Consider the following 25,028-nt stretch of genomic DNA (forward strand, 5'->3'; position numbering starts at 1 on the left):
CGCAATTTCCGAGTGAGATTCCCCTTGATTTAGGGAGGAAGCGGGCACCCCACCGTCATATTCATTGCGTTTATCTCAACGCATCCGTACCGTGTCGGCCATGCGGCAACAGTTCGACGTGGCGGAACGCGTACGTCAGGTGATCGGCGAAGCCGGTTGTACCCAGCGCGAATTCGCCCGGCGGGTCGTGATGGACCCGTCCAAGCTCTCGCGTTCGCTCAGCGGGAGCCGGCGCTTCACCGTGGCCGAGCTGGCGCGGATCGCCGACGCCGGGAACGTGGACGCCGGATGGCTGCTCGGCACGACGACGGACGGCGCGGCGGATGGCGCGGTGGGCGGCTCGGCGGGCGGCGCAGCCGGCAGAGCGGACGGCGGGGCGGCCGGTGCGCCGCGCCCGCCCGCCCCCACCGCGCCCCCCGACAGCGGGCGGCCGCTACAGATCGTGCGGGAGACGGTCCGGCTCATCGCCGAGCGCGGCTTCCACGCCGTACGCGTCGCCGACATCGCCGCCGCCTGCGACACCAGCACCGCCACCATCCACTACCACTTCCCGGGCCGCGCCGAGCTGCTCGAGGCCGCCGTGCGCTGGTGCATGGACGAGGACACCGCGCGCCGCGCCGCCCGGATCGCCGAGGCCGACGACGCGCGCGAGGAGCTGCGGCAGCTGATCGCGCTCCAGGCGCCGTACACCGAGCGGCAGCGGCAGCAGTGGCTGGTGTGGATGGACCTGTGGGCCGAGGCCGCGCGGTCCACGGCCATCGGGCGGCTGCACGCCGACTTCTACCAGCAGTGGCGGCGGACCGTGGCCGAGGTGATCCGGCGCGGTATCGAGCAGGGGGTCTTCCGCGCCGTCGACCCGCAGTTCAGCGCGCTGCGCCTGACCGCGCTGATCGACGGACTCGCCATCCAGGTGCTGGCCACCGGGCCCGGTGCGGGCGGTACGACCGCCGAGGCCATGGACATCGCCTGCAACGCGTACGTGGACACCGAACTGACCGCACGGCGCTCCGGCGCCGACGCGGCCGCCACGCGGCGATCCGGCGCCGACCCGGCCGGGCCGACCAGCCAGGACCGTAGCTCCGCACCACAAGAGTGCGGCGCACCGCAAGAGAGGGAGTAAAGCCCATGCCCATGAACGACAGCGTCATCATCACGTGTGCCCTGACCGGCGCCGGTGACACCGTGGGCCGCAGCCCCCATGTCCCCGTCACCCCCGAGCAGATAGCCCGCTCCGCCGTCGAGGCCGCGGAGGCCGGGGCGGCCGTGGTCCACATCCACGTGCGCGACCCCGAGACCGGCGCCCCCGCCCGCGATCCGCGGCTCTACCGCGAGGTCGTGGAGCGGGTCAAGGAGACCGGCACCGACGTCGTCATCAACCTCACTGCGGGCATGGGCGGCGACCTGGTCATCGACCCGGAGAACCCGCTCACCCGCCTCCCCGGCACCGACCTGGTCAGCGGCCTGGACCGGCTCCCCCACGTCGAGGACCTGCTCCCCGACATCTGCACCCTGGACTGCGGCTCGCTCAACTTCGGCGACGGCAGCAACCTCTACGTCTCCACCCCCGACATGCTGCGCACCGGCGCCAAGCGCATCCAGGAGCTGGGCGTACGCCCCGAGCTGGAGATCTTCGACACCGGGCAGCTGTGGTTCGCCAAGCAGCTGCTGGCCGAGGGGCTGCTGGACGACCCGACCGTCTTCCAGCTCTGCATGGGCATCCCGTGGGGCGCCCCGGCCGATCCGGGCGTGCTCGCGTCGATGGTCAACATGCTGCCCGAGGGCGCCCAGTGGGCCAGCTTCGCGCTGGGCCGGACGCAGATGCCGTGGGTGGCGCAGTCCATCCTGCTCGGCGGGAACGTACGGGTCGGTCTCGAGGACAACCTCTACCTCAGCCGGGGCGTCAAGGCCACCAACGGCCAGCTCGTCGAGCGCGCGGTCCAGATCACGGAGCTGCTGGGCGCGAACGTCGCCACGCCGGACGAGGCGCGGCAGCGGCTGGGCCTCAAGCCCCGCGCGTAATCCCCTCACCGCCTCCCCTCTCTTCTCTCTTCCCCCTCACACCCTTAGGACCGCCATGCCCTCATCCCCCTGCGCCCCCGAAGAGGTACGCCGCGTCGCCTGTGTCGGCGCCGGAGTCATCGGCGGCGGCTGGGTCGCCCACTTCCTGGCGCGCGGCTACGACGTCATCGCCTGGGACCCGGCCCCCGACGCCGAGGAGAAGCTGCGCCGTCTGGTGGCGGCCGCCTGGCCCGCCCTGGAGCAGATCGGCCTCGCCGACGGCGCCTCCCCCGACCGGCTGACCGTCGCCGCGACACTGGCGGAGGCCGTGGCCGACGCGCAGTTCGTCCAGGAGAGCGCCCCGGAGAAGCTGGAGCTCAAGCGGTCGCTGCTGGCCCAGCTGGACGCGGCGGCCCCGCCCGGGGTCGTCATCGCGTCCTCCACCTCCGGCTATCCGATGACCGATATGCAGACCGAGGCCGCCGACCCCGGCCGCCTCGTCGTCGGCCACCCCTTCAATCCGCCGTATCTCATTCCGCTGGTCGAGGTCGTCGGCGGGAAGCGGACGGACGCCGCGGCGGTCGAGTGGGCCTCGCGCTTCTACGAGGTGGCGGGCAAGTCCGTGATCACCATGGAGCGCGAGCTGCCCGGCTTCATCGCCAACCGGCTCCAGGAGGCGCTGTGGCGGGAGGCGCTGCACATGGTGGCCAACGGTGAGGCCACGGTGAAGGAGATCGACGACTCCATCACCGAGGGGCCCGGACTGCGGTGGGCGTTCATGGGTCCGTGCCTCACGTTCGCCCTGGCGGGCGGCGACGGAGGCATGGGACATATGCTCGACCACTTCGGACCCTCGTTGAAGTCTCCGTGGACCCGTCTCGAGGCGCCTGAGCTGGACGACACGCTGCGTGCGGCCATGGTCGACGGCTGTGACGAGGCGGCGGGCAGCCGTACCATCGCGCAGCTCGTCGCGGAGCGGGACCAGGGCGTCATCGACGTCCTGCGGGCGACTGGCCGTCTGCCGCGGCAGCGCACCGAGGGGACGGACGGCATCGCACATACCCCCAGCACCATGGGAGACGAGAAGTGAGCAGCACGCTCCCCGACTACCGGCAGACCGTACGTCCCGAGTGGATCGACTACAACGGCCATATGAGCGAGGCGTTCTACGTCCTCGTCTTCGGCCACAGCACCGACGAGATGATGGTGGAGACCGGGCTCGACTCCGCCTACCGCGCCAAGACCGGCTGCTCCCTCTACACCGTGGAGTCGCACATCCGGTATCTGAACGAGGTCGAGGAGGGCGCCGAACTCACCATCCGTACGCGCGTCATCGGCGTGGACGAGAAGAAGGTCCGGTTCACCCACGAGATGCATGTGGGCGAGCCGGACGGCGCCCCCGTGGCCACGACCGAGCTGCTCGCGCTCCACATCGACCAGAAGGAGAGCCGCTCGGCTCCGTTCCCCGACGAGGTGAAGGAGCGGCTGACGGATCTGCTCGAGAAGGCCCCCGAGTGGGCGGGCCGGGCGATCGGCCCGGTACCGGCCGAGGCGGGTTGAAGGACCGCCGTACCGCCTGAACGCCCCGGCCCCGGATTCGTCCGGGGGCCGGGGCGTTCGCCGTTCCGGATGGGGGATCGGGTGAGGTTGAATGGCGGTGGAGGCGGTAGGGGGCAACTCCGTGGGACGCGTGTGCGAGGAGTGACGACGCCATGGCGGACGCCGGACCGAACGCGAACGGGGCCGGGAACGGAAACAGGAACGGGACCGGGACCGGGGACGGCAAGGGCGGCCGGCGCGTCGAGCTGAGCGGAGTGCCCGAGACCCTGCTGTGGAACCTCTATATGCGGGCCGCCGAGGCCCGCCGGGCGCGGACCGTGCTGGACGACCCCAAGGCCGTGGAGCTGGTCGACCGCGTCGACTACCCCTTCGAGGAGACCTTCGGAAAGCCAAGACCGCTGCTGGCACAGGGCCACGCGCTGCGGGTCCGCACCTTCGACACCGCCGTACGGGCCTTCCTGGACGAGCATCCGGACGGCACGGTCGTCACGCTCGCCGAGGGTCTGGAGACGCAGTACTGGCGGGTGGACAACGGGCGGGCGCGCTGGCTGTGCGTGGAGCTGCCGGAGACCGCCGAGGTGCGGCGGGCGCTGCTACCGGACGACGAGCGGCGGCGCACCCTCGCCCGCTCGGCGCTCGACCTGTCCTGGCGGGACGAGGTCGATCCGGCGCGCGGGGTGCTGATCACCGCGCAGGGGCTGCTGATGTATCTGCGGCCGACCGAGGTGAAGGACCTGATCGCGGGGTGCGCCGAGCGGTTCCGGGGCGGGGCGCTGGTCTTCGACGCGGTGCCGCGGTGGTTCAGCGCCCGGACGGTACGCGGCGAGATGCGTACCGCCGGGGGCTATCAGGCGCCGCCCATGCCGTGGGGCATGGACGCGGGTGAGCTGCCGAAGGTGCGGACGGCCCATCCGGCGATCACGGACGTGCGCGAGGTGCCGCCGCCGCGCGGGCGGGGGTTCTACTACGGGGTGCTGGCGCCGCTGATGCGGTGGCTGCCCGCGGTGCGGAATCTGCGGCCGACGATGACGGCGATAGCGCGCTTCTCGTAAGGCGTGTCGAGCTTCTCGTAAGCCTTGTCGATCAGCCCGCCGGTGCGGCGAGGACCGTCGCCAGGCGCTCGAGGACCGAGGGCCAGCCGCGACCCATCCCATCGAGGGCCTTCCTGCCGAGCGGGGAGTCGAGGTCGAACCCGGCGTGCTCGAGGAAGAGCCGGGTGCCGGCGCCCTCCGGTTCGAGGCGCCAGGTGATGGTGGTGTCCAGGGTGGCCTGGGCGAACCGGTAGCTCAGCAGCCGCTCCGGCTCGACGGCGATCACCTCGCAGGGCTGCTCCCCCCAGGACCCCATGTCGAGCGTGAAGCGGTGGCCCACCTCCGCCCGCACATCGCCCGCGGCCCACCACCGCGCGTGCAGCCGCGGATCGGTGAGGGCCTGCCATACGACGGCCGGGGGGTGGGGCAGGAACTGGTCGCAGTGGATGGCATCGGGCTCGGTCATGGGTTCTCCTCGTCGAGGACGTCGCGCAGCGCGTGGAGCCGGCCGCGCCAGTAGTGCTCGAAGGGATGCAGCCACTGCCGCACCTCGGCGAGCGGATCCGCCTCCAGGTGGTAGTACCGCTGCCGCCCCCGCGGCTCCTCCCGTACGAGCCGGGCCTGCCGGAGCACCTGGAGATGTTCCGAGATCGCCGGTCTGCTCAGCTCGAACTCGCCCGCGAGGTCGTTGACGGCACGGGGGCCGTCCCGGAGGCAGTCGAGCAGCTTGCGGCGCACGGGGTTGGCGAGCGCGCTGAAGACGTCTGTGGGCACGACCCGGAGATTACGTCGGAGATTCCCGACGCGTCAACATTTCCCGACGCGTTGGAATTCGGAGCGGCGGCAGCCCCCGAGGGCGCCGATCACTCCGGCGGGACGCTGTACCGCTCCAGGGTCGCCTTGGAGACCGAGGTGTCCATGAGGCGCAGCTCCCATGGGCCGGTGTTGACGTCGAAGTCCTTGCCGAAACCGACCCACTTGTCAGCCATGCGGCGACTGGTCGGCTCCACGAGCATCTGAAGCGCGCCGTGGTAGCACGCCCCCTGGTAGTAGCCGCCGGTGGCCGTCTGCTCGGTCCAGGTGCCCGTGACCACGCTCCGGTCAACGGTGAGGTCCAGAGAGAGCGGGGAGTCCGGCCCGGTGAGCGTGGTGCGGCGGAGAGAATGGACAGGTGAGACGCCCACCGGACACCACCAGCCCGATACGGCCCCGGCTGCCGTCCCCCGTGCGGGACGTGGCCGACCCGTGGCTCGCCGACCGGGGCGTGGAGCTGCGTCTGAAGCGCGACGACCTCATCCACCCACTGGTGCCGGGCAACAAGTGGCGCAAGCTCACCCCGAACCTGCGCGCGGCCGTCGAGCGCGGCCACACCCGGCTGCTCACATTCGGCGGGGCGTACTCCAACCACATCCGGGCGGTGGCCGCGGCGGGGGCCGCGTACGGGCTGTCGACGGTCGGGGTCATCCGGGGCGACGAGCTGGCCGACGCGCCGCGCAACTGGTCGCTGGCGCGGGCCGAGGCACACGGCATGGAGCTGGCCTTCGTCACCCGCTCCGCCTACCGCGAGACGCTGCGCGGCCTGGGCGAGGACGACCCCGGCACCCTGCGGGCGCTTCAGGAGCGGTGGGGGCGCGCCTATGTGCTCCCGGAGGGCGGTACGAACGTCCTGGCGGCGCGCGGCGCGGCGGAACTCGTCGCGGAGCTGCCCGACCTGCCCGACATGCCCGCCCTGGGGCCGGGCGATGTGGTGTGCTGCGCGGTGGGCACCGGCGGCACGCTGGCCGGGATCGCCGCCGCGCTCCCGGCTGGTGCGCGGGCGGTGGGGTTCGCCGTCCTGAAGGGAGCGGAGGGCTACCTGGAACGCGAGGTGGCCGCGCTGCACGAGCAGGGGTGGGGGCGGGCCTTCGCCAACTGGCGGATCGAGCATGGCTACCACGGCGGCGGCTACGGGCGGGTCCCGGCGGAGCTGGAGGCGTTCGCGGCGGAGTTCGAGGCGCGGCACGGGGTCCGGCTGGAGCGGCGGTACGTGGCGAAGCTGCTGTGGGGTGTGTACGGGCTGGTGGAGCGGGGTGAACTGGCCCCGGGCAGCCGGGTGACGGCGGTGGTGACGGGGCCTCCGGATCCGGCGGGCCCGCCGGGGCCGTAGAAGCGGGTGGGCCCGCCGGGTCGTAGGAGCGGGTGGATCCGGGCGTTCCTCGCCGATCCCAGGTGTTCCCCGCCGATCCCTGGCGTTCCCCGCCGATCCATGGCGTTCCCGGCCAGTTCCGGCCGGAGCCACGGCGGTCACACCTCGACGCGCAGCCCGTCGTGGGCGACGTCCCAGCCGCTCAGATCCTCGGCCAGCGCCGTCGGGGACAGGTGGGTGAGCAGCAACCGTCGGCAGGTGAGATGGTCACGGTGGCGCGCGAGCGTGTCGAGGTCGAGATGCCAGCGGATGGGGCGCGGGCTGTAGCCCTCGCACAGGAACAGCCCGACGCCGTCCGCCGCGTCGATCAGGGCATCGGTCCACTCGGTGTCGCCCGAGTAGGCCATCGCTCCGCTCGGCCCCTCCACCCGTAGCGCGTAGGCGGGAGCTCCGGAGGCGTGCCGCACCTCGAAGGGGGTCACTCGCAGGGGCCCCAGTTCCCTGGGGCACCGGTCGGCGTGCTCCATGACGTGGACGTCGAAGCGCCGTCGCACCCCGCTCGAGCCGGGGAACAGCGCTTCCATCGCCCGCGTCAGCCGGTCACCGGTCCCGGGCGGGCCGACCACGGTCAGATCACGGGTGCGGCGCCGGAACTGCCCGTCGAGGACGAGGAACGGCAGACCGCCGAAGTGGTCACCGTGCAGATGGGTGACCAGGGCCGTGTCGATGTCGTTGGTCTCGATCCCCTGCTGACGCATCGCCGTCAGGCTGGTCGCGCCACAGTCCACCAGGACGTGGGGCGGGCCGGCCGGGTCGGGGGCCACCGCCAGGCAGGTCTGGAACCGCCCGCCCGAGCCGAACGCGTCACCGCTGCCCACGACCGTCACCCGCATCCGCGCATGGTCGCACGGCCGGGGCACACCGGGCACGGGGTCAGCCGAAGGTGATCAGTCGGGGATGCGGAGGCGCATGACCCTCGTCGCCGCGTGGCGGACCGTGCCTTCCTGGCGGACCTCGACGATCAGGTCGGGGGCGATGGGGCGGTAGGCGATCTCGGCGCCGACCCGGTCCAGGGCGGTGGGGAGTTCGGCGGGCGGGGGCTCGGGGTCGGGCAGGTCGCGCAGGGCCGTGCCGAGCTGGGCGCGGACGGCCGTGGAGAGCGGGGCGGAGATCAAGGGCGCGTCGTCGCCGGGGAGCACCAGCGCGAGGGCGCGCGGGCGGAGGCGGGGGCCGACGACGCCGACGACCACGGCGTCCCGGGTCTCCGAATGGCGCACCTTCCGCCAGTGGCGGCCCGGCCGGTAGGGCTGGTCCAGCTCCTTGATGACCAGGCCCTCGATACCGATCTCCAGGAGCGACTCGTACCAGGTGGCGGCGAGCTCCGGATCGGTCGTCATCGGCACGGCCTGGAGCGGGGGGCCGAGCGGTTCGAGGAGCGCCATCAGCCGCGCGCGGCGCTGTTCGTACGGAAGCGGCCGCAGATCCTCCGCGCCGAGCGCGAGCAGGTCGAAGGCGGCGTAGGAGGCGGGCAGTTCCCGGGCGAGCCTCCCCGCCCGGGACTCGGACGCGGCGAAGGCGCGCTTCTGGACGGCGGCGAAGTCCGTACGGCCGCCCGCCCACACCACCACCTCGCCGTCGAGGACCGTGCCGGGCGGCAGCGGCCGCGCGGCGGCCACCAGGTCGGGGAAGGCGCGGGTGACGATGCGGCCGGAGCGGGCCTGCATCCTTACGGTGTCCCCCAGCCGGAAGATCAGCAGCCGATGGCCGTCGAACTTGGGCTCGTACGCCAGCCGCCGTCCGGGCGGGGCGACGGGCAGGATCGGGACGACACGGGCCAGCGCCACGTCGAGGGGCGGCTGAAGGGGCGGCTCAGGGGAGGGCGACGTCATCGGTCGGCCGCGCCTTCGTCGTCGCCTGGGCCGAGGTCCTTGTCCTCCCCTTGGCCGTTGTCTTCGCCGTCCCCTTGGCCGTTGCCTTCGTCCTCCCCGGCCTCGGCCTCGCCCGTCGGCAGCGGGCGCCCCTCCGCCGGGTCCAGCAGCGGGGCGAGCAGATCCCCGTGGCGGTCGAGCCGCGCGGGGATGTCGTCGATCAGGAAGGTCAGCGCCGCCGGGTCGCCGCACGCCTCGACCTCCTCCCAGGTGACGGGCGCGGAGACGGCCGGTTCGGGGACGGCGCGGGGGGTGTAGGGCGCGGCGGTGGTCTTCGCGGCGGCGTTCTGGCTGAAGTCCACGTACACCTTCCCCGGCCGCAGGGAGCGGGTCATCTTACGGATGACGAGGTCCGGCATGGCGTTCGCGGCCTCCAGGGCCAGCCGTCTGGCGTAGGCGGTGGTCCGCCGGGAGGAGGTGGGCTCCACCGGCACCAGCAGATGCAGCCCCTTGGAGCCACTGGTCTTCGCGTACGCCGTAAGGCCGTCATCGGCCAGCCGCTCGCGCAGCCATACGGCGACGACGCGGCAGTCCACGATCGTGGCGGGCGGTCCGGGGTCGAGGTCGAAGACGAGCCGGTCGGCGATGCCCACGCCCTGGTCGATCCGCCACATCGGGGTGTGGAGCTCCACCACGAGGTTGGCCGACCACATCAGCGAGGGCAGGTCCTGGATCACCACCTGCCGCGCGGTCTCCCCCTTATGGCGGGTGACCTCGGCCGTCGTCACCCAGGAAGGCGTGCCCGGAGGCGGGTTCTTGGTGAAGAACTTCTGCCCGTCGGGGCCGTCCGGATAGCGCAGGAACGCCAGCGGCCGCCCGCGCAGATGGCCGAGGAGCGCGTCCGCGGTCGACGCCAGATAGTGCAGCAGCTCGCCCTTGGTGGTGCCGGTGGCCGGATGGATGACCTTGTCGAGGTTCCTGAGCGTGATCCGCCGCCCCTCCACCTCCGCGATCGGGGACATACGATAAGAATCTCACGAAAGGGATCAAGCATGCGATCTATCTGGAATGGGAACATTTCCTTCGGCCTGGTGAGCATTCCGATCAAGATCTATCCGGCCACCGAGGACCACTCGATCTCGTTCCGGCAGATCCACACCCGCGACAACGGCCGCATCCGCTACCGCAAGGTCTGTGAGCTCGAGGACAAGCCGGTCGAGTCGGGCGAGATCGGGCGAGCGTACGAGGACGCGGACGGCGCGCTGGTCCCGATCACCGAGGAGGACCTCGCGGCGCTTCCGCTGCCCACCACCCACACCCTGGAGATCGAGGCGTTCATCTCCGCCTCCGAGATCGATCCGCTCCAGATGGGCGACGCCTACTACCTGGGCACCAGCGGCGCCGCCGGGGCCAAGCCGTACACGCTGCTGCGCGAGGCGCTCAAGCGCAGCGAGAAGGTCGCCATCGCCAAATACGCCCACCGCGGCCGGGAGCGGCTGGGGATGCTGCGCGTCGTCGGCGACACGATCGCGCTGCACCGGCTGCTCTGGCCGGACGAGGTGCGCGAGCCCGCGGGGGTGGCCCCCAAGGAGAAGGTGACCGTGAAGCCTGCGGAACTGGACCTCGCGGACACCCTGATGGAGACGCTCGGAGAGGTGGATCTGAACGATCTGCGCGACGAGTACCACGAGGCGCTGGAGGAACTGGTGGCGGCGAAGATGTCCGGCGCCACGCCCACCGCCGAGCCCGGTGAGCGCCCCGCGGGCGCGCAGGTGGTCGACTTGATGGCGGCGCTGAAGGAGAGCGTGCGCAGCGCGAAGGAGGCGCGGGGCGAGGAGGCGGGGGAGGCGGGGGAGGCGGGGGAGGCCGCCGGGGAGGGCGGAGCCGAGGAGGCAGGGGCGGAGGAGGGGGAGGCGACGGTCCACGAGCTGCGCGGCCGCAAGAAGGCACCGGCTAAGAAGGCACCGGCTAAGAAGGCCGCGACGAAGAAGACCACGGCGGCCGGGAAGAAGACGGCGGCGAAGGGCGCCAAGGCCGCGGAGAAGGAGCCCGCTGGGAAGCGGCAGGCGGGTGCGAAGAAGGCTGCGGCCAAGAAGAGTGCGGCCAAGAAGACCACTGCGAAGAAGCAGACGGGCAAGCGCGGCACGCGGACCGCGTCCTGAGCCGGCCCTGCCACCGCCTTTCGCACACCGCCCACACGCCTGCGGCGGGCTGTCCCCTACCCGCCCCTTCCCGAACCATGGGGCTCCGCCCCCTGGACCCCCGGACGCCCTTCGGGCGTGTCCTCAATCTCCCCCAGCTACCGCTGGGAGGTGCCCCCTGACGGGCTGAAAACAGCCCCTCCGGCGATTGAGGACCAGGGTCCGGGGCGAACGAGCTGAAATCAGCCCGTCCGGCGATTGAGGACCGGGGTCCGGGGCGGAGCCCCGGTTGTGGGAAGGGGCGGGTAGGGGAAAGCCCGCCGCAGGCGCAACCGGCGCGGCCGCCCCGCCCCAGGTCCCGCCCCGGTGCGTGGTCGGGCCCCGGCGCGGAACGCGCCTCAGCGGAACGCGCCTCAGCGGAAGGCGCCCACATGGTCCTCCACCCACTGGGCGAACGTCAGCCCAGGACGCCCCGTAATGCGCTCCACCTCCGGCGAGATCGCCTGCGGCCGATCCACCAACTCCGCAAAAACCCGCAGCAGCGAATCCGCCATCTCCGGCGTGACGAACCCACCGGACATCCGCTCCCGCGCCGCCTCACGCGGAATCTCCTCATACCGCAGCGGCCGCCCGATGACCTCGCCGATGACGCGCACCTGTTCGGCGAAGCTCAGCGACTCGGGTCCGGTCAGCTCCGGGGCCTTGCCGACCAGGTCGTCGGTGAGCAGGGCGCGGGCGGAGACCGCGCCCATGTCGGCCTCGTGGATGAGCGCCATCTGCGCCCCGGCGTACGGCCCGTACACCACGTCCCCGGCCTTGATCTGGTCCGCCCACTGCAACGCGTTCGCGGCGAAGCCGCCCGGGCGGACGAACGTCCACTCAAGACCGGTGGCCTCGACCTCGTCCTCCAGCGCGCGGTGGCGGGCGCCGATCGGGTTCCGCTGCGGATCGACATCGTCCAGGACGGAGGACGAGGAGAGCATCACGATCCGCCGTACCCCGCTCTCCTTGGCCCGCTCGAGGATCTTCCCGGACCCGACCTGCCAGGCCACCGCGGGGTTGAGGAACAGCGCCGTGGCGCCGTCCAGGGGCAGCTCATCGGTGCGGGCCGCCCGCACGCCCTCCGGCAGCCGGGCCGCCTCGGGGTCGCGGGTGAGCGCGAGCACCTCGGCGCCCGCGTCGGCCAGCTGCTTCACCACATGGCTGCCGACGTTTCCGGTGGCTCCGGTCACCACGAACATGATCAATCTCCTTGCCTGTCATGCGATCCGTACGTAACCGAAGTCAGGTTCATCCAAACGGATGACATTGTCAAACAATTAGATGAGAGCATGGCCGGAACCCCGGCTAGCCTGTCCGGGCCGAGGAAGAGGAGATGACGACGATGCAGGGGACGCCCAAGAGGCCCCGCCGCGCCCCCACGCCCGAGGAGCGCAAGCAGTGCCCGGAGCGCTCCCGGCGGCTGCTGCTGGAGGCGGCCATGGACGAGTTCTCCGAGAAGGGGTTCGCGGGCGCGCGCGTCCAGGACATCGCGGACCGTGCGGGCCTCAACAAGCAGCTGATCGCCTACTACTTCGGCGGCAAGGAGGGCCTCTACCGGGAGCTGGGCCGTGAGTGGCTGCGGCACGAGGCGACCTTCAACGACCCCGCGGTCCCCTTCGAGGAGCTGGTCGTCCGCTACCTCCGGGAGGCGTTCGACGACCCCCGCGGCATCCGGCTGGCCATCTGGCAGGCGCTGACCGGCGAGGTGGCGGACGAGCCGCGCGAGGACCTGTCCGACATGCGGCGCCGGCAGGCGGCGGGCGAGCTGGCGGACGACCTCGACCCGGCCGCCGTGCTGCTGATGTGCTACGCCATGGTCTCCGCACCGGCCACCATGCCGCACGCCGTCCGCCAGATCTTCGGCATCGAGCCGGACTCGCCGGAGTTCCGGGAGCGGTGGGAGGAGCAGCTGCGCCGGATCGTCCGCCACCTCGCCGCGTAACCGCACGCCCACCGCCCCACGCCCCGCGCCCTACGTCCTACCGTCGGCTCACTCGGTCACCCCGTCGATCTGGAACGTCTGCACCGACTTCTCGGCGAACGGAACGCTCAGCCGCTTCCCGGCCAGCGCCGTGTCCTGGCGCGCGGTGTACAGATCGCCGGTACCCGAGGTCTGGGTGGACCAGCGCGGCACCAGCCCGCCGGTGCCCCCGGTGACCTGGCCGAAGCGGGACAGATCGAAGGTGAGCGTCTGCGCGGCGCCGGGGTTGACGGCGACGAGCACGAGCCGCCGCGCCCCCGGGTCGTACGCGGCGACCGCGTGGTCCGAGCCGGTCTCCAGGATCCGCATCCCGGGGCGGATATGGCGGGTGAACTGCGCGAGCACGTAGTACTTGGTCTGCACGGCGCCGGGCTGGGCGGTGTCCGGGTCGTAGTGGATCAGCGCCCAGCCGGCGCTGGGGTCCATGACCTGCCAGTAGCACCACGCGGTGGGGTGCAGCCAGCGGAAGTCCAGGCAGAGGTTGGTGGCCAGGGTGAGGCCGGTGCCGTCCTTGTCGCCGGTCTCGGAGTTCCACAGCTTCTTGCCCGCCGCCCGCACATCCGCGTACAGCAGATCGCGGCGGCCGCCCGAGCCCTGGTAGCCGTGCACGTTGACCTGGTCGACCAGGGCGCGGGTGGCGGTGTCGAACGAGCTCCAGGTGGTGCGGGCCAGGTCGTAAGCGGTCTCGTCCGACGCCGAGATCCGGGTGCCGGTCAGCCCGCGCGCGTCGAGCTCGGTGCGGAGGTGGCCGAGGACGGTCCGCTGGACCGCCGCGTCGATGTGGCAGCCCTCCTGGGTGCCGTCCGCCTTCCACCAGGCCGACGAGGGCTCGTTGAACGCCTCGACGGTGGCGAAGCGGACGCCCCAGTGGTCCTGGGCGTAGCGGGCGGTGGTGGCGAGGTAGAGCGCGAACTGGCGGTAGTTCCAGGACTGGAGGTTGTTGCCGCCGTCCGCCGCGCCGGACGGGTTGTGATTGAGACACATCCACCACATGGGCGAATTGGAGAACAGCTCGCTGACGGCGCCCCGCTGGACGGCCTTGGCCAGCGCCGCCCGCTGGACCGCGTCGGCGTTCCAGTGCCAGGCCGCGGAGGCGGGGTCCTCGCTGTTCCAGTCGTGCCAGTAGCCCTCGATCTGCTTGAACCGGGGGATGTTGGGCGAGGCCACCATGGACTCGCCGGCCACGCTGGTCCAGGCGCAGCCGCCGAGGTTGTAACGGGCGATGTTCAGCCCGAGACCGGGCAGCGACCGGCCGCCGTAACCCACCGGCTTGGTGGTGAAGAAGAGATCGGCGAAGTCGTCCCGCTGCCCGAAGAGATTGGCCCACCAGGCGAGGGAGGTGCCCCAGCCCTCCCAGGCCCCGTGGTCGGTGCCGGGGTCGACGCCGATGGTCTCGTCGGCCCATGCGGTACCGGTCGTGAGGGCGGTGCCGAGCACGGTGGTGCCCGCCGCCGCCAGAAGCGTTCTGCGCCGCATCGTCAGTCCCCTCCGCCGCACCGGCCCCCGTCGCTTACGAAGCGTCGGGGCAGCGGCGGGCGTTGTCGAGAGGCGTGACAGCGCTTTCTACGGACGGGCCGGGGGTCGCACGGTGACGGTCCATCCGAAATTCGGTTGCTTCCGCCCGCCCCCGTGTCCAGGATGTCCGCGTCCTCATATCGACGAGGCATCCACGAGACATCTACGAGCAGGAGCAACCGATGCGCCGATTCCTCGGAACGACTCAGCGCCCCCACCGGACGACCGTCTTCGAGGACCTCAGCATCCATGCCCAGCTCTCCACGGGTCTCACGGACCCTCAACATCGGTGTGCTCGCCCATGTCGACGCCGGTAAGACCAGCCTGACCGAGCGGCTGCTCTACGACGCCGGAGTGATCGACCGGCTCGGCAGCGTCGACACCGGGGACACCCAGACCGACACCGGCGAGATCGAGCGGCAGCGCGGTATCACCGTGCGGACCGCGGTCGCGTCCCTCACCGCCGGGGACACCCAGATCAACCTGATCGACACCCCCGGCCACTCCGACTTCATCGCCGAGGTCGAGCGCGCCCTCGGGGTGCTCGACGGCGCGGTGCTCGTGCTGTCCGCCGTCGAGGGCGTCCAGGCGCAGACCAGGGTACTGATGAAGACCCTGCGACGGCTGCGGCTCCCGGTGCTGCTCTTCATCAACAAGATCGACCGCGCGGGCGCCCGCGACGAGGGGCTGCTCGCCGACATCCGGCGCGCCCTGGCGCCGCATCTCGTCCCGCTGACGACCGTAAGGGAGTTGGGCACGCGGAACGCCCGCGCCCATCCGCGCTCCCTGGACGATCCGGGGGTGCGCGCGGAGGCGGCCGAGGTGCTGGCCGAGACCGATGACGCGATGCTCGCGCGGGTCGTGGACGGTCCGCCGCCCTCGGCCGAGGAGGTGGGGGCGGCGCTCGCGGCCGGTACGGCGGCGGGGCTGGCGCATCCGGTCTTCTTCGGCTCGGCGCTCAGCGGCGAGGGGGTCGGGGCGCTGGTCGAGGGGGTGGCGCGGCTGGTGCCGCCCGCGCCGGGCGGCGCGGAGCCGCGCGGCACGGTCTTCGCCGTGGAGCGCGGCGGGGGCGGCACAGGTGGCACAAGCGGCACAGGCGGCAGGAGCGGCGGCCGTGGTGGCCGTACGGCCTATCTGCGGCTGTTCTCCGGCGAGGTGACGCTGCGGCAGCGGGTGACCCTGCACCGCCGCGAGCCCGACGGCGCCCTGACCGAGCACACCGGGCAGATCACCGCGCTGGAGGTCATCGGCGACGCGGGGGCCGCGCGGGAGCCGCTGACCGCCGGGAACATCGCGAGGATCAAGGGACTGCCCGGGGTCCGGGTCGGCGACCGGCTCGGGCCCGTCCACGACGCCCCGTCGGACCGTCGGCACTTCGCCGCGCCCAGCCTCCAGACCCTCGTCCACGCCCGCGAGCCCGGCGCCGCCGCCGCGTCCCGGCTGCACACCGCGCTGCTGGACCTGGCCGACCAGGATCCGCTGATCCACGCGCGGGCGATGCCGGGCGGGGCCACCTCGGTACTGCTGTACGGGGAGGTACAGAAGGAGATCATCGCGGCCACGCTGGTCCAGGACTACGGCATCGAGGCGGACTTCGAACCGAGCCGCCCGGTGCTGGTCGAGCGCCCCTCGGGGATCGGCGAGGCCGTCCGCGAGATCGCCCGGGTCGGCCACACCGGGCCGTGGGCGACCGTGGGGCTGCGCGTGGAGCCCACCGAGCGCGGCGCCGGGGTGGTCTTCGGCTACGAGACCGAACTGGGCGCGCTGCCCCGCGCGTTCCACAACGCGATCGAGGAGACCGTGTACGAGACGCTGTTCCACGGGCCCCGTGGCCGCTCGGTGACGGACTGCCGGGCCGTCCTCGTCCGCTCCGGGTTCATCGGCCCGCTGAGCACCGCGGCCGACTTCCGCGACCTCACCCCGGTGGTGCTCGGGGAGGCCCTGGAGCGGGCGGGGTGGCGGATCTACGAGCCGTACCACGCCTTCGAACTGGAGCTTCCGGCCGAGACGCTCGCCGCGGTCACCGCCCAGCTCGCCGCCGCCGAGGCGGACATCGGCGAGAGCGTGGACGGTGCCACGGGGTGGCTGCTGCGGGGCGAGCTCCCGGCCCGCCGGGTGCACGGCTTCGAGCGGGTCCTGCCCCGGCTGACGCACGGCGAGGGGGTGTGGTGGTCCCGGCCGTGCGCCGACCGGCCGCTGCGCGCCGGGGCGGCGGCCCCGGGCCTCGGCTCCTAGCTCCTCCTGGCTCCCCCTCCTGGCTCTAGACCTCGGGCGGCCCGATACGGGTGTAGACGACGCTGTTGCTGCTACTGCCAACCGTGACAACCTGTACGTTCACCGGCCCGGCGGGACTGGACAGCGCGATGGCGGTGACCCAGGTGTCGGAGACGACGGTGTGAAGGCGAGGCGAAAGACGGGACCGGGCGGGCTGGACCCGCTCGCGCTCACGGCGGTCCGGTGCGCGACCGCGGGCTTTGGGGCACCCGCCCGGTCCTCCTCGCGGTACGCCTGGCGCCCGGCTCCGGCGAGGATGCGGCGCCCCCAGCGCCGAAAGAATCGACGGGAGGTTCCACCGCACACTTTCAGTAATCCATCCGACGTAGCCCGCCACAAGAAGAGGTGACGCCACGTCACCCGAATGGCCGGGCGCGCCGGACCGGAGGCGCCGCACACCGGACGCGCCGGGCCTGACATCCCGCCCCGTACGGCCCTGGCACGCCCCTCTCCGGCCCCGGGTCCGCCCCGCTCCGGTCCCGCGCCCGCCCCGCTCCGGTCCCGCGCCCGCCCCGCTCCGGTCCCGCGCCCGTCCCTCGCCGGTCCCGGCGCCGCCCCTCACCCGTTCCCGTGACCCATCGGACGGACGGGTCACTTCCGTACCTCTCGGGCGTATGCTCTTGCCACATGGGGGCGGAAATGGGCATTACCGCCGATGCGACCTCCAACGGGGGCACATGGCGGGTGAGGATCCGTAGTTCGGCCGGTGACGTCCTGGGCGCCGGAATCCTCCTGGGCAGTGAGACGGTGCTGACGTGCGCCCATGTGATCCCCGACGACGGGCTCCCGGTGCCCGCCACCGAGGTGCTGGTCGAACTGGTCGAGGTGCACGAGGCCCAGCCCGTCCCCGCGCGCGTCGCCGACGGCTGCTGGGTGCCCCAGCGCTCCGACGGCTGCGGCGATGTGGCGCTGCTGCGGCTGAGCCGGCCGCAGCCCGCCGAGCACGCCGCGCCGCTCTACCGGCTGCCGCCGGTGCTCGGCCGGCCGGTGTGGATGGGCGGCTTCCCCAAGGGGCTCGACAACGGCCACTATCTGCGCGCGAAGACCGCCGGGCGGGTCGGCCCCCGGGCGGAGTGGGTGGGTCTCGACCCCAAGTCGCCCAGGGATGTGGTCCGTAAGGGCTTCAGCGGCGCCGGAGTGGAGGACGAGGCGACCCGGCATGTCATCGGCATGGTCGTCAGCCGGTACGACGACCCCGTCGACGTGCCCTCCGCCGAGCGCCTCAGCGTCTCCTACATGATCCCGGTCGAGACGATCGTGCGCCATCTGCCGGTGGTCCACCGCTGGGTGCGCGGGGACCCCGGGGTGGACCGGCCGCTGGTATCCCCGCTGACCACCGGCGTCCAGGACATCGGCTTCGCCCAGCGGCTCGCCGTATGGCTGCGCCGGGAGCCCCTGACCGGGCGCGCGGGCATCACGGACGTGGAGACCGTGGTCATCGAGGACGACGACCACGCGCGGTACGAGGCGCTGAGCCGCGCCATCACGCTCGCCGACCGCGAGCTGTCGGGCGGCGGCCCCGACGAGGCGGTCTCGGCCGCGCCGCACGGCACCGTACCGCCGCTGGGCAGCGTGGACCTGGCCATCGACGTCACCAAGCGCACCGACACCGAGGTCGCGCTGCGGGTCGCGGACCGGATGGATCTGCGCTCGCCCGGCGACACCTCCCCGCTCAGCCGGGTCCGGGCCAACGCGGTGCCGCTCACCATCGTGGCCGTCGGCGTGGACCGCGCCCGCGACCCCGAGGCGCTGGTCGGCTTCATGAAGCTGCTCGCCGACCGGGGCAGTCGGCTGCTGCTGGTCTTCCGCGACCCCCACTCGAGCGGACTGCGGCTGGCCGAGCGGCTGTTCCGCCCCGAGCCGGCCCGGATCGACGCCTGGCTGGACGAGCTCACCGGGCGGGTGGCCCTCGCCGCCGACCGCGAGCACGAGACGGCCGAGCGCGGGGCGCGCCGCTCCTCCTTAGCGGACGCCGAGGACGCCACGGCCCTGCGGATCAATCTGACCCGGCTGCGCTCCGACCCCGAGCTGCGCTCCCACCGCATCGTCGCCAAGCTGGCCGCGTTCGAGCACTCGGTGCGGGCGGTCGCCGAGCGGGCCGAGGAGACGCTGCGGGTGATCGACGCCCAGCAGCCGGCGGTCCAGGAGCTGAAGTGGCAGCTGGTGTCGTACACGGCGATGCTCGGCACCAAGGCCGAGTCCGAGCGGGCCGAGCTGATTCCGCTGCACCGCGCCGCGGTGCGGCTGCTGGCCGAGGTGCCCTGCGATCTGCCGGAGGCCCGCCGCGCCGTCGACCGGTTCGTGGCCGCCGTGCACACACCGCCGGAGGGGGAGGCGCCATGACGGACCCGACGGATGGGGCGGTCTGCGGTCGCCAGGACTGCCGCGGCGAGGGTCTGGGCCGGATCAACGCCCGGGGCTTCTGCTCGGAGTGCGGCCGAAGACCCCTGCCCGCCGCCCCTTCTCCCGCTCCCCCGCCCGTCGAGCCCGCCGCCCCTCTGGTGTCCGAGTCCACCGCGACCACGGCCCGTGCCCGCCGCCGCGATGTGGCGCGGAAGTTCACGGTGCGGCCGGCGGGCGAGGGCCTGCTGGACCTGCCCCGCGTCGAACTGCCCTCGCTGCGCGACCTGGTGATGGACGATCCGCACCCTCCCTCGCGCGGCCAGACCTGCGGCTGGGAGGGGTGCGACGAGATCGTGGGCGCGCCCTACGCCGGACAGCCCGCGCTCTCCCGGGGCTACTGCCCGCGCTGCCGCCATCAGTTCGACTTCACCCCGCGGCTGAGCCCCGGCGATCTGCTGGGCGATCAGTACCGGGTGGTCGGCTGCGTCGGGTACGGCGGGCTCGGCTGGGTCTATCTCGCCGAGGACACCCAGCTGGACGACCAGCCCGTGGCCATCAAGGGCCTGATCAACAACGAGGACGAGGCGGCCCTGCGGGTGGCGGTCGAGGAGCGCCGCTATCTGACCATGCTCGACCACCCCGGCATCGTCCGGATCATCAACTACGTCACCCAGCCCGACCCGCGCGACGACGGGGCGCTGACGGGCTACATCGTGATGGAGTTCGTCGGCGGGATGACCCTCGCCCAGATCAAGGACCACATCGCGGACGCGGTGCGGCCGTACGACGGGCCGCGGCTGTACGAGCACATCCTGGCCTACGGCTGTCTGGTGCTGCGCGCGCTGGGCTATCTGCACGGCGAGAAGCTGCTGTACTGCGATCTCAAGCCGAGCAATGTGATGCACTACGAGGACCGGGTCAAGGTGATCGACCTCGGCGCGGTGCGGCGGCTGGGCCAGCGGGACGGCGGGCCGCCGGTGATCACCGAGGCGTTCGCCGCCCCCGAGGTGCTGGCCCGGGGCGCCTCCGCGCTCACCGAGCGCCATGACCTCTTCGGGGTCGGCAGAACGCTCGAGGAGCTCTCGGACAAGGCCGCCCGGCCGACCCAGCGGCCGCCGGGCCTGGGCGCCGAGTCCTACCGCCGGGTGCTGGCCCGCGCCACCGCGGCCGACCCGGAGCGGCGGTTCGGATCGGCCGCGGAGATGTCCGAGCAACTGTGGGGGGTGCTGCGGGAGATCCACTCGCTGCGGCTCAGCCGGGAGCAGCCCGAGCCGTCCACGCTCTTCGCCCCGACCTCGGCGCTGCTGGACTCCTCGCTGGGCCGGATCCCGGACCTGGAGCGCTGGCTGGACGGGGAGCCGCGCCCGCTGCTGGCGTCCGGGCTGCCCCGGCCGGAGCGGGTGCCGCTCGGGCTCCCGGTGCCGTTCCCGGACGCGGCGGATCCCGGCGCGGCGCTGCTCGGCGTCCCGACCGACAGCGGGCCGCGGCGGCTGATCGAGCAGCTGCACGCCTTCCCCCGCCCCTCCGCCGAGATCCGGCTGCGCGTCTGCCGCGCCTATCTGGAGCTGGGCGAACGGGACGCGGCGGCCGCTGAGTTGGCGATCGCCGTGGAGCTGATCGGCTCCGCCGCCCCGTACGACTGGCGGCTGTCCTGGCACCGCGCCCTGCTGCGGCTCGCCGACGGCGCGGTGGCCGACGCCCGGCGCGAGTTCGACGAGGTCTACAGCGCCCTGCCCGGGGAGTACGCGCCCAAGCTGGCGCTCGGCTACTGCGCCGAGCACCTGGGCGACCACGAGGCCGCCAAGCGGTTCTACGAGGCGGTGTGGCAGCGCAACCGCTCGCAGGGCAGCGCCGCCTTCGGACTGGCCCGGCTCCGGCTCGCGGCGGGCGACCGGGGCGGCGCGGTGGAGATCCTCGGCGGGGTGCCGAAGGTCTCCCGCCACTACGACGCCGCGCGGATCGCCATAGTGCGGGTGCTGTCGGGGCGGCTGGGCCACCCCGACGCCCTGCCGACGGCCGAGGACCTGGCGGAGGTGCGCACGAGGCTGCCGCGGCTGTATCTGGACGAGGGACGCGAGTCGGGCCCGGCCCGGGACCGGCTGACGGCGGAGTCGCTGGAGGTGACGCTGGACTGGGCGGAGCGGCAGCCGGGGGCCGGGGAGCGGAGGGGCGCGCCCGCCGGGCAGGCACGTTCACGGCGCCGGGTGCGGAAGGGGCGCGCCGATCCGGCGGCTGAGGCGGCCCGAAGGGGAACCGAATCCCCGTCGCTGGTGTATGGGGAGTGGGAGGACGAAAGCGCGCTGCGCGCCGAGCTGGAGCAGACCCTGCGCCGGCTGGCCCGGCAGGCTGACAGCCCCGAGGCGCTCGGGGCGCTGATCGACCGCGCGAATGCCATCAGGCCCATGACCCGCGTCTGACAGGGGGATCAGATGAGCGAGGACCGAGGAAGACAGCACGGACCAGGGGGCGCGGGCGGGGGCCCGGACGGGGGCCCGGCCCTCACCCTGCGGGTGCACCAGAACAAGTACCTGCCCGCCTCCGCGGGCCGCACCGAGATGCACGCCATCGTCAGCGTGCGGGCCCAGGGCCTGGGCCCGGCGGCGGCCCGCACCGCCACCTCGGAGGTCATCGTCATCGACTGCTCGATGTCGATGAGCTGGCCGCCGACGAAGATCGCGGCGGCGCGCCGGGCCACCGCCACCGCGGTCGGCATACTGCGCGACGGCACCCGCTTCGCGATCGTCGAGGGCACCGAGCAGGCCCAGGTGGTCTATCCGTTCACCGGCGGCATGGCGGTGGCGGGGCCGGACACCAAGGCCGCCGCCGCCCGGGTGGCGGCCCGGCTGCCCGCGGTCGGGGGCACCGCGATCGGCTCCTGGCTGGATCTCGCCCGGCGGCTGCATGTGCGGCAGCCCGCCGCGATCCGGCACACCCTGCTGCTCACCGACGGCCGTAACGAACACGATCCGCCCGGCTATCTGGACCAGGTGCTGGACGCCTGCGCCCCGCATTTCACCTGTGACGCGCGCGGGATCGGGGACGGCTGGGACGCCACCGAGCTGAAGCGGATCGCGCACCGGCTGCACGGCAGGGCCGACGCCGTCCTGGAGGACTCCGCGCTGGCCGCCGAGTTCGAGGAGATGGTCTCCGCCTCGATGGCCAAGGCGCTGGCCGGGGTGCGGATCCGGATCCGCACCCGGGCGGGCAGCCGGGTCGGCTTCGTCAAGCAGGTGCACCCCACCCGGGCGGACCTCACCGACGAGGGCGCCCGCCCCGATGAGCGCACCTGGGAATGGACCACCAGCGCATGGGGCGACGAGACCCGCGAGTACCAGGTGTCCGTGTTCGCCGATCCGCGGCGCGATCCGATGGGCGAGGACGTGGAGCTGGCCGCCGTGGAGCTGTCGGTGGAGGGCGACACCGCGCTGCCGCCGCCCGAGCCGGAGTCGGTGCTGGTCCAGTGGACGGACGATGTGCTGCTCTCGTCCCGTATCGACCCCCGGCTGGCCCACTACGACGCCGACTCCGAGCTGGGCCACGCGATCACCGCGGGCTGCGACGCGTACGAGGCGGGTGACCGGGAGCGGGCCCGCCGCCAGTGGGGGCGCGCCGTCCAGCTGGCCCATCAGCTGGGCAGCGAGAAGATGCTGGCCCGGCTGGGCGGGCTGGTCCACATCGTCGACGCGGCCACCGGCGAGGTGCGGATCCGCGAGCCCATCCGGCCGCTGGACCTCAACTCGGTGATCGTCGTGTCGGAGGAGAGCGCCCCCTTCAAGGGGCTGGAGCGCCCGGAGCCCGCCGCGCCGCCCGCCGCGGATGTCCTCTGCCCGGCCTGCGGGCGCCGGTCGCCCGCCACCGCCGGGTTCTGCCAGCAGTGCAACGCCCCCTTGAGCGGCGAACCGGGCGCATCGGGTCAGGCGGGCGGCGCGAGATGAGCGCCACCCGGGCCTTCCTGGTGCGCCGGCTGATCGCCCTGCTCGTGGTCACAGCGGTGGCCGTGGCCGCGCTGCTGGCCGCGTACTACGGCGTCAGCCGCAACTCCAGGGCGGTGACCGACCGGTCCACCCCGGCGATACTCCAGGTGGCCGCCGCCATCGACGCGCTGAGCGCCTCCTACGACGAGGCCCGGCGCAGCATCTCCAGCCCCACCGCGGAGTTCGAGGGGCTCAGCGAGGAGTACCGCGACAAGCTGTCGACGGCCAAGCAGAGCCTGACCCAGGTGTCCAAGAGCACCATCGGGGGCGAGTCGGCGCGCGGGGCCCTGCGCACCTCGGCGGCGCTGGTGACGTCCTACGGCGACACCGTCGAGCAGGCGTACGCGAACCGCGAGAACCCGACGCTCAGGGATGCCTATCTGCGGTACGCGGACTCCATCCTGCACCACGACCGCAGCGGCGTCCTCGACCGTCTGAGGGCGGTGCAGCAGCGGCAGTACGACGTGCTCGACGACCAGACCTCGTTCGGCTGGCTGCTGGCGTTCGCCTGGTGGCTGCTGTTGCCGGGGCTGTTCCTCACGCTGGCGGCGTTGCTGGTCCACACCCAGCGCTATCTGCGGCACCGCTTCCGGCGGCTGGTCAACCCCTGGCTCGCGGCAGCCACCGCGCTGCTGGTCGCCCTGCTGCCGCTGGCGGTGTTCACGTACCAGACCCAGGACCGGCTGGAGTCGGCCCGGGCCAGCCTGACCCAATCGGACATCGGCCGCACCGGCGGCCCCACCGCCAGGGAGGTCGCGAGGACGATGCGGAACGCGCATTGGCAGGCCGGTGCGGTCGACTGGATACCCGTGGGCGGCGCGGTGCTGGCCGCCCTGATCCTGGTCGGCCTCCAGCCGCGTATCGACGAGTACCGGTTCCAGTCCCGATGAGCGCGGGGAAGCGGTCCGGGCACGCCACGGCCACGGTCCTCGGGCTGTGGATGGTGCTGCTGTGCGTCGTGGGCGCGGGCGATACGAGCGGCTGGCAGTCGCGCGGCAGTGTCAGCGTGCTCGCGTCATGGACCGGCGACGAGGGCGAGGCGTTCCGGGGCCTGCTGGACACGTTCACCCGGCGTACCGGGATCCATGTGGACTATCAGGGCACCACCGCGCTGCGCGAGGTGCTGTCCTCGGAGGTGGCCTCCGGGACCCCGCCCGACATCGCCGTGCTGCCCAGCTCGGGCGAGTTGGCCGCGTACGCCGCCCAGCGCCAGCTGACCCCGCTGGACGGAGTGATCCCGAGCCGGGAGCGCACGGCCTACGGAAAGCTCTGGAAGCCCCGGCTGAGCGCCAAGGGGCCGGTGTACGGGATCGCGGTCAAGGCCGATCTGAAGAGCATCGTGTGGTACGACCGCGACCGCCGCCCGGACGCGCTGTCCGCCCTCGCCGCCGACGGCCGCCAGTGGTGCGTCGGCATGGGCGACGACGCGGCCTCCGGCTGGCCCGGCACCGACTGGATCGAGGATCTGCTCCTCCAGCAGCAGGGCCGATCCGTCTACCAGGACTGGGCCACCGGCGGGCTGCCGTGGACGGACCCCCGGGTGGCGCGGGCCTGGCGGAGCTGGGGTTCGCTCTTCGGCAAGGAGACCGCGCGCACCGCGCTGATCACGGACTTCCGCAAGGCGGGCACGAAGCTGTTCGGCACGGACCCGCCGTGCGCGCTGGAGCACCAGGGGTCGTTCATCCGCGGCGGCTACCCCGACCCCACCGAGGCGGTCTTCGCCTTCTCCCCCGGGCTCCTCCCCGACACCGACCGGCGATCCACCGCCCGGGAGGTGTCCGGCGACTTCGCCGCGATGTTCCGCGACACCCCGCAGGCCCAGGAGCTGATGCGCTATCTCATCTCGGCCGACGCCCAGCGGGCGTGGGGCGAGAAGACCGCCCGCAACAGCACCCACCCGTTCTTCGCCAACCGCGACGTCCAGTTGGACACCCAGGGCTACGACGCCGTGGGCCTGAACATCGCGAAGACGCTCCGGGACCCGGCCTCGCTGTGCCTGGACGCCTCCGACGCCATGCCCACGCGGATGCGGGTGGCCTTCCAGCGCGCCGCGCTGGCCTACCTCAGCGACACCAGCAAGCCGCCGGACGGGCTGCTGCGCAGCCTGGAGAGGATCCGCCGGAGCCTGCGCGACACCCGCGACCAGCCCTGGCTGTCGACGGTCTGCGGCTGACCG

The 25,028-nt window shown here is 72.9% G+C and carries 21 protein-coding genes and 1 pseudogene; 14 read left to right on the forward strand and 8 right to left on the reverse strand.

What is annotated here, in order from left to right; all coding sequences use genetic code 11:
* Positions 1–100: 100 nt before the first annotated feature.
* From ACT2CW_RS24140 to ACT2CW_RS24160, 5 genes are all read left to right on the forward strand, one after another.
* Positions 101–1,120, forward strand: a complete 1,020-nt coding sequence (locus tag ACT2CW_RS24140; protein WP_445518242.1) for a TetR family transcriptional regulator C-terminal domain-containing protein — start codon at positions 101–103, stop codon at positions 1,118–1,120.
* Between the two features lie 5 nt (positions 1,121–1,125).
* On the forward strand, positions 1,126–2,019 hold the full coding sequence (locus ACT2CW_RS24145; protein ID WP_445518243.1) for a 3-keto-5-aminohexanoate cleavage protein: 894 nt from the start codon (positions 1,126–1,128) through the stop codon (positions 2,017–2,019).
* Positions 2,020–2,074: 55 nt separating this feature from the next.
* The gene (locus ACT2CW_RS24150; protein ID WP_445518244.1) at positions 2,075–3,088 is read left to right on the forward strand and encodes a 3-hydroxyacyl-CoA dehydrogenase NAD-binding domain-containing protein; all 1,014 of its coding nucleotides are present in this window, start codon (positions 2,075–2,077) and stop codon (positions 3,086–3,088) included.
* Positions 3,085–3,558: a thioesterase family protein gene (locus tag ACT2CW_RS24155; protein ID WP_037948027.1), complete on the forward strand. Its 474-nt coding sequence runs from the start codon at positions 3,085–3,087 to the stop codon at positions 3,556–3,558. The genes ACT2CW_RS24150 and ACT2CW_RS24155 overlap by 4 nt, the downstream gene beginning before the upstream one ends.
* A 152-nt stretch (positions 3,559–3,710) precedes the next feature.
* Entirely contained in the window at positions 3,711–4,610 is a 900-nt protein-coding gene (locus ACT2CW_RS24160) for a class I SAM-dependent methyltransferase (RefSeq protein ID WP_445518245.1), read from the forward strand.
* 31 nt (positions 4,611–4,641) lie between these two features.
* Here ACT2CW_RS24160 and ACT2CW_RS24165 read toward each other — a convergent pair whose 3' ends face one another.
* The 3 genes and pseudogenes from ACT2CW_RS24165 to ACT2CW_RS24175 all read right to left on the reverse strand — a co-directional run.
* Positions 4,642–5,055, reverse strand: coding sequence for an SRPBCC family protein (locus ACT2CW_RS24165; protein ID WP_164432291.1), 414 nt, complete (start codon positions 5,053–5,055; stop codon positions 4,642–4,644).
* Positions 5,052–5,363, reverse strand: a complete 312-nt coding sequence (locus ACT2CW_RS24170; RefSeq protein WP_086885809.1) for an ArsR/SmtB family transcription factor — start codon at positions 5,361–5,363, stop codon at positions 5,052–5,054. The genes ACT2CW_RS24165 and ACT2CW_RS24170 overlap by 4 nt, the downstream gene beginning before the upstream one ends.
* Positions 5,364–5,452: 89 nt before the next feature.
* Positions 5,453–5,731, reverse strand: a pseudogene (locus ACT2CW_RS24175) (XRE family transcriptional regulator); the annotation flags it as partial.
* Positions 5,732–5,760: 29 nt separating this feature from the next.
* Here ACT2CW_RS24175 and ACT2CW_RS24180 point away from each other — a divergent pair.
* Complete coding sequence (locus ACT2CW_RS24180; protein ID WP_445518246.1) at positions 5,761–6,735, forward strand: 1-aminocyclopropane-1-carboxylate deaminase/D-cysteine desulfhydrase; 975 nt, start codon at positions 5,761–5,763, stop codon at positions 6,733–6,735.
* A 137-nt stretch (positions 6,736–6,872) separates the two neighbouring features.
* On the opposite strand, the gene ACT2CW_RS24185 is transcribed toward ACT2CW_RS24180, so the two are convergent.
* The 3 genes from ACT2CW_RS24185 to ligD are packed head-to-tail and all read right to left on the reverse strand — an operon-like array spanning position 6,873 to position 9,604.
* Complete coding sequence (locus ACT2CW_RS24185; RefSeq protein WP_445518247.1) at positions 6,873–7,607, reverse strand: MBL fold metallo-hydrolase; 735 nt, start codon at positions 7,605–7,607, stop codon at positions 6,873–6,875.
* A gap of 54 nt (positions 7,608–7,661) precedes the next feature.
* Positions 7,662–8,603, reverse strand: coding sequence for an ATP-dependent DNA ligase (locus tag ACT2CW_RS24190; protein WP_414082076.1), 942 nt, complete (start codon positions 8,601–8,603; stop codon positions 7,662–7,664).
* Complete coding sequence (gene ligD / locus ACT2CW_RS24195; protein ID WP_445518248.1) at positions 8,600–9,604, reverse strand: non-homologous end-joining DNA ligase; 1,005 nt, start codon at positions 9,602–9,604, stop codon at positions 8,600–8,602. The genes ACT2CW_RS24190 and ligD overlap by 4 nt, the downstream gene beginning before the upstream one ends.
* A gap of 30 nt (positions 9,605–9,634) precedes the next feature.
* On the opposite strand from ligD, the gene ku reads away from it, so the two are divergent.
* Entirely contained in the window at positions 9,635–10,744 is a 1,110-nt protein-coding gene (gene ku, locus ACT2CW_RS24200) for a non-homologous end joining protein Ku (RefSeq protein ID WP_445518249.1), read from the forward strand.
* Between the two features lie 392 nt (positions 10,745–11,136).
* On the opposite strand, the gene ACT2CW_RS24205 is transcribed toward ku, so the two are convergent.
* Positions 11,137–11,964 carry an NAD(P)H-binding protein gene (locus ACT2CW_RS24205; protein WP_445518250.1) on the reverse strand — a complete coding sequence of 276 codons (828 nt, stop codon included), beginning with the start codon at positions 11,962–11,964 and terminating at the stop codon, positions 11,137–11,139.
* A gap of 134 nt (positions 11,965–12,098) precedes the next feature.
* On the opposite strand from ACT2CW_RS24205, the gene ACT2CW_RS24210 reads away from it, so the two are divergent.
* Positions 12,099–12,707: a TetR family transcriptional regulator gene (locus ACT2CW_RS24210; RefSeq protein WP_250853393.1), complete on the forward strand. Its 609-nt coding sequence runs from the start codon at positions 12,099–12,101 to the stop codon at positions 12,705–12,707.
* A gap of 48 nt (positions 12,708–12,755) precedes the next feature.
* On the opposite strand, the gene ACT2CW_RS24215 is transcribed toward ACT2CW_RS24210, so the two are convergent.
* Entirely contained in the window at positions 12,756–14,222 is a 1,467-nt protein-coding gene (locus ACT2CW_RS24215; protein ID WP_445518251.1) for a glycoside hydrolase, read from the reverse strand.
* 288 nt (positions 14,223–14,510) lie between these two features.
* Here ACT2CW_RS24215 and otr(A) point away from each other — a divergent pair, with 288 nt between their 5' ends.
* From otr(A) to ACT2CW_RS24245, 6 genes are all read left to right on the forward strand, one after another.
* The gene (otr(A), locus tag ACT2CW_RS24220; protein WP_445518252.1) at positions 14,511–16,496 is read left to right on the forward strand and encodes a tetracycline resistance ribosomal protection protein Otr(A); all 1,986 of its coding nucleotides are present in this window, start codon (positions 14,511–14,513) and stop codon (positions 16,494–16,496) included.
* Positions 16,497–17,162: 666 nt separating this feature from the next.
* Positions 17,163–18,878: a S1 family peptidase gene (locus ACT2CW_RS24225; RefSeq protein ID WP_445518253.1), complete on the forward strand. Its 1,716-nt coding sequence runs from the start codon at positions 17,163–17,165 to the stop codon at positions 18,876–18,878.
* Positions 18,875–21,295, forward strand: a complete 2,421-nt coding sequence (locus ACT2CW_RS24230) for a tetratricopeptide repeat protein (protein ID WP_445518254.1) — start codon at positions 18,875–18,877, stop codon at positions 21,293–21,295. The genes ACT2CW_RS24225 and ACT2CW_RS24230 overlap by 4 nt, the downstream gene beginning before the upstream one ends.
* Before the next feature lie 12 nt (positions 21,296–21,307).
* Complete coding sequence (locus ACT2CW_RS24235; RefSeq protein ID WP_445518255.1) at positions 21,308–22,813, forward strand: VWA domain-containing protein; 1,506 nt, start codon at positions 21,308–21,310, stop codon at positions 22,811–22,813.
* Positions 22,810–23,742 carry a hypothetical protein gene (locus ACT2CW_RS24240; RefSeq protein WP_445518256.1) on the forward strand — a complete coding sequence of 311 codons (933 nt, stop codon included), beginning with the start codon at positions 22,810–22,812 and terminating at the stop codon, positions 23,740–23,742. The genes ACT2CW_RS24235 and ACT2CW_RS24240 overlap by 4 nt, the downstream gene beginning before the upstream one ends.
* Positions 23,739–25,025, forward strand: coding sequence for an ABC transporter substrate-binding protein (locus tag ACT2CW_RS24245; RefSeq protein ID WP_445518257.1), 1,287 nt, complete (start codon positions 23,739–23,741; stop codon positions 25,023–25,025). The genes ACT2CW_RS24240 and ACT2CW_RS24245 overlap by 4 nt, the downstream gene beginning before the upstream one ends.
* Positions 25,026–25,028: the final 3 nt, after the last annotated feature.

The organism is Streptomyces sp. NEAU-174, from assembly GCF_052665095.1.